Below are 4,375 nucleotides of genomic sequence, written 5' to 3' on the forward strand. Positions count from 1 at the left end.
GCCCGCCCGCGGACATCTGCGCCCGAAAACGGCCCCGGACCCCGAGTAGGGGGGTACGGGGCCGGAGGCAAACGCAGCCATGGGCCGTGTCAGCTCGTCAAACGGTAATAAATCAGTGCTTACCTAGGTGAAATGCATCAGAAGGCCGCAGCGTCGAGCGTTCCGCCCGTCCCGTCAGGACGGGCGGAATCTCAAGAGAGCGCAGCGCACAAAGCGTCGAGCAGCGTGATGGCAAAGTGCTGGGCGCTTCGGTCGGCCCCGGCGTCCTCCCACATGCGCCCGGGCAGCACCACCACGACGCGCGGCGGGCGGGCGCCGCGGGCGGCGGCGAGCGCGCCCTTCAGCCGCACGGCAAGCGTCTCCTCGTCGGCGTAGGCCACCACGGGAACGGCCTGCTCGCCTTCCGCGACCTCCAGCGACACGTGCACGAGCAGCATGGAGTCGTCCGGCGCCACGGAGAGCGCGTCGGCGCTCACGATCTTCGACGAGGGGTTGGTGGCCATCGCCAGGTTCGACATGCGCGAGGCCACCGAGCGCGTGAACTCGCACGTCCCGAACAGGCACAGCGCATGCGACTCGAGCACGTCGGCCGCGCGGGCGAACCCGATGGGGCGCGACAGGTGCGAGGCCTCCTTGCCCACCCACGAGTGCTGCAGGTTGCGCAGCGAGGCGTAGGTGTAGGCGCCGGCGATGCCGTCGGAGGGAAGCCCCATGTTCGTCTGGAACTTGCGCAGCGCGAGCTCGGTGTGCGCGCCGAAGATGGCGTCCTCGGTTCCGCAGAAGAACCCGAGCGCGCCGAGCGCCTGCTGCAGCTCGAGCACGTCGTGGCCGTGGAAGTAGGGCATGCGCAGGTACAGCGTGCGGTCGCCCAGGTTGTAGGAGGCGTCGACGAGCGCCGCCCACACCTTCTCGGTCACCTCGTCGATTGCGCCGAGGTGCACGTTGAGGCAGAACTCGCGCACCGCCGTCGCCGTGCGCTCGTCATACTCGCCCGTGACCTGGTCCTGCGCCAGGTTGCCCACCAGCGCGAGGCGCTGCTGCACGTCCTCGACCGCCGCCCCGAAGTCCCCTCGCTTGATCGTGTTCATCGCATCCGCCTCGCTTGTCCGCCTTGACGCTACTTGAGCCTGTTCACAAACCAGTCCGCCATGGAGACGAGCAGATCGCGCGACGACGACGGGCCCACCATGTCGATCAGGCGGTTCTTCGCGATGGACGTGAGGTTCTCGGCGTAGCTGCGCGCGTAGTCGATCGAACCCGACTCCTCCATGATCTGCACGGCCTCGGCGAGCACGGCCGGGTCCTTCTCCTTCGACGAGAGGATCTCGATGAGGCGGTCGCGCGCCGGCGAGTTCTGCAGCGCGTGCACCACCACGAGCGTGCGCTTGCCCTCGGTGATGTCGTTGCGGAAGTCCTTCTTGGTGCTCTCCTCGGTGCCGACGAGGTTCAGCAGGTCGTCCTGGATCTGGAAGGCGAGGCCGGTGTCGAGGCCGTAGTTGCGCAGCGCCTCGACCTGCGCTTCCGTGCCGCCGCCGATGATGGCGCCGATGGCCAGCGGCACCGCGCCCGAGTAGTGCGCTGTCTTGTGCGTGGCCATGACCAGGTAGTCCTCCGGCGTGATGTCGTAGCGGCCGTCGCGCGCCCAGCCGATGTCGAGCGCCTGGCCCTCGATGGTGCGGCGCGTCATGTTGATGAGCTCGGTGACCACGCGCACCTTGGTGGCGTCGTCGAGCGCGGGGTCATCCACAACCGTGCCGTTCACGAGCGACAGCGCCAGATCGCCCATGTTGATGGCGAGGCCCAGCCCCTCCGTGAGGTGCAGGCACGGCTCGCCGCGGCGCAGCTCGGCCTCGTCGGCGATGTCGTCGTGGATGAGCGCCGCGGTGTGGAAGTGCTCGATGGCCGCGGCCGCCGACGTGGCGCGCACCACGTCGCCGCTCACGGCCATGCACGCCGCGAAGCAGATCAGCGGGCGATGGCGCTTGCCGCCGTTCTGGCTGTACTCGAACAGCGGCGCGTACAGGTAGCGGTCCATGTCGGGATGGCTGCCGTGCGGGATGTAGCCGTTGATGAGCTCGCCCACCTTGTCGGCATAGCAGGTGAGATATTCTTCGAAGGTGGCGGGTGCGTGGTCGACGCCCGCGAGGATCTCGTTGATGTTTTCCATAGCGCTTTCTTGCCGCAGGTTGACAGATGGGTACGCAAGTTGACCGATGGGTACGCGAGATAAGCATGATAGCACACGGGGTGTTCATGGTAGGGGCGGTGGGACTCGAACCCACAATCCGAAGAGGCGGATTTTAAGTCCGCTGCGTATGCCAATTCCGCCACGCCCCCGAAACCTGCCAGACCGCAAGGATCACGCCTTTGACGCGCCTGCCATGATATCAGATCGGCGCACCCCGCAGAGCCGCCTTGCGAAACGGCCCGCCCGACGGCCCGGGAGGCCGCGGGGAGGGGGTGCGCCTCGTCAGCCCTGCGCGGCGCGCAGGACCATCCCCTGCAGGATGTCGGACTCGCTCGCGGTGAAGGCGCCGACCCCGGCGGCGCGCATGACCTCCTCCAAGATGAGCAGGCCCGCCGTGATGACCGGCGCGCGCCCGGGGTCGAGGCCCACCACCTGCGCGCGCTCCTCGAGCGGCAGCGCCGCCAGGCGCCGCGTGATGCCCTCGAGCTCCTCGAGCGACACCCGGGCCCCGTGCACGCGGTCGGAGTCGTACGTCTCCATGCCCTCGCGGATGCTCACCGCCGTGGTGGCCGTCCCCGCCACGGCGACCATGCGGTCCGGGCGCGCGCCCTCCGGCAGCTCCTCGAAGTAGGCGGCGAACTGCTCCGCGCACCACGCGCGCGCCGCGCAGAGCTCGGAGGCCGCAGGGGGGTCGCTCGCCAGGAAGCGCTCGGTCACGCGGCGGCACCCGATGTCGAACGAATGCGCCTTCTGCGGCGCGGCGCCCGCGAGCCCCACGATGAGCTCGGTCGATCCGCCGCCCACGTCGACCACGAGGATGCGCTCGCCGGGAAACTCCGCCGACGCGCCCGCGAACGACAGCGCCGCCTCCTGCTCGCCGGGGATCACCGCCAGCGCAAGCCCGCGGTCGGCCAGCATGCGCGCGAACTCCGACGCGTTGCGCGCGTCGCGCGCGGCCGACGTGGCCACGCACGCCGTCTTGAGCACGGGGTGCTCCGGGGTGCTGAGCGCGTCGCGCACGGCGAGGTAGCGGTCGATGGTGCGCGCCACGCGCTCCATGGCCTCGTCTAAAAGCTCGCCCGAGGCGTCGACGCCCTCGCCCAGGTTCGTGATCGCGTACTCCTTCGCCAGCGGGACCACACGCCCGCCGACCACGTCGGCCACCAGCATGCGGCACGTCACCGTCCCGATGTCGACGGCGGCGAACCGCCGCGCGTCCTGCGCGTCCTGCGCTTCCATGGGCAACCTCCCTTGCCGTCAAAAGCGCGGCGGCTTCGCAGGATGCCCGCGAAGCCGCCGCGCCGAGATGACTCCGAGCTGGCGTCAGCGAGCCCGGAGCTACTTGACCCCGAACACGGGGTCGAGGAACGAGTACCACGTCTCGGGGGCCTCCACGCTGCCCGGGACGATGTTGGCGCGGAAGCTCGAGTCCTTCTCCACGTCGAGGCCGCCCACGCTGCCGGCGGTCTCGCCCTTCTTGACCCAGCCGAACTCGGCGCGCGCGCGATCCTCGACGCCCGCGCTACTCGACAGCGCGTCCACCTCGCCCTGGATGGCGTCGTTGCGCTGCTGGAGCACGGTGTACTCGGCTTGCAGGCGGTCGCGCTCGCGCACCTCCTGGTAGAACTGCTGCGCCGGGGTGTAGAGGAACACGCCGCCGAGCAGCAGGCACGCCGCCACCGCCGCGCTCACGGCGAGGACGGGCGAAAGCCGGCGCGTCTTCCTGGCGGAAGCCGAGCGCGCGGAGCCGCCGCGCGGAGCCGCGTCGTCCTGCATGCGCGCCGCACGCCGGTGCTTGGTCCCCATCTCGCCCTTGTACACCGCCGCGCGCGGGCCGGCGGCGGCCTCGGCGCCCGCGCCTCTGTCGGCGCCGCCGTACTGCTGCGAGAAGCGCCGCTCGGCGCGGCACTGCGCATGAGAGCGCTTCGCGGCGCTCACCTTCGCAGACACGCGCTCCCGAAGCGACGAGGGACGCGCCGCCTCGCGGACGTGCTCCTCGGCCTCCTGGGTCTCCCAGGCCTGGTCAGCGGCGTCGAAGGGGAGGCGCTGCGAGCGCATGGCACGCGCGTCGCGCGCGTCGCCGTAAGCGGAGCGGCTCGCGCGCCCGCGGCTGTCGCCCCGTGCTTCCGCGCGCAGGGCACCTCGTGCGCCGCCCGCGCCTCCGCGCGTCGCGTACGCGGCCCCGCG

Annotated in this window: 4 protein-coding genes and 1 tRNA gene; all 5 read right to left on the reverse strand. The window is 70.8% G+C overall.

The features are described 5' to 3' along the window. Positions 1-191: 191 nt before the first annotated feature. Positions 192-1,088 carry a peptidoglycan-binding protein gene (locus tag HRL41_RS11575; protein WP_172137154.1) on the reverse strand — a complete coding sequence of 299 codons (897 nt, stop codon included), beginning with the start codon at positions 1,086-1,088 and terminating at the stop codon, positions 192-194. A gap of 29 nt (positions 1,089-1,117) precedes the next feature. Beyond that, complete coding sequence (locus HRL41_RS11580; protein WP_172137155.1) at positions 1,118-2,167, reverse strand: polyprenyl synthetase family protein; 1,050 nt, start codon at positions 2,165-2,167, stop codon at positions 1,118-1,120. Between the two features lie 87 nt (positions 2,168-2,254). Beyond that, a tRNA-Leu gene (locus HRL41_RS11585) sits at positions 2,255-2,337 on the reverse strand. A gap of 133 nt (positions 2,338-2,470) precedes the next feature. Beyond that, on the reverse strand, positions 2,471-3,427 hold the full coding sequence (locus tag HRL41_RS11590; RefSeq protein ID WP_172137156.1) for a Ppx/GppA family phosphatase: 957 nt from the start codon (positions 3,425-3,427) through the stop codon (positions 2,471-2,473). 99 nt (positions 3,428-3,526) lie between these two features. Next, positions 3,527-4,375: septum formation initiator family protein (locus HRL41_RS11595; protein ID WP_172137157.1), on the reverse strand; the 849-nt coding region annotated here is incomplete at its 5' end.

The sequence above is a fragment of the Adlercreutzia sp. ZJ473 genome, assembly GCF_013185065.1.
Classification (GTDB): Bacteria; Actinomycetota; Coriobacteriia; order Coriobacteriales; family Eggerthellaceae; genus CAAEEV01.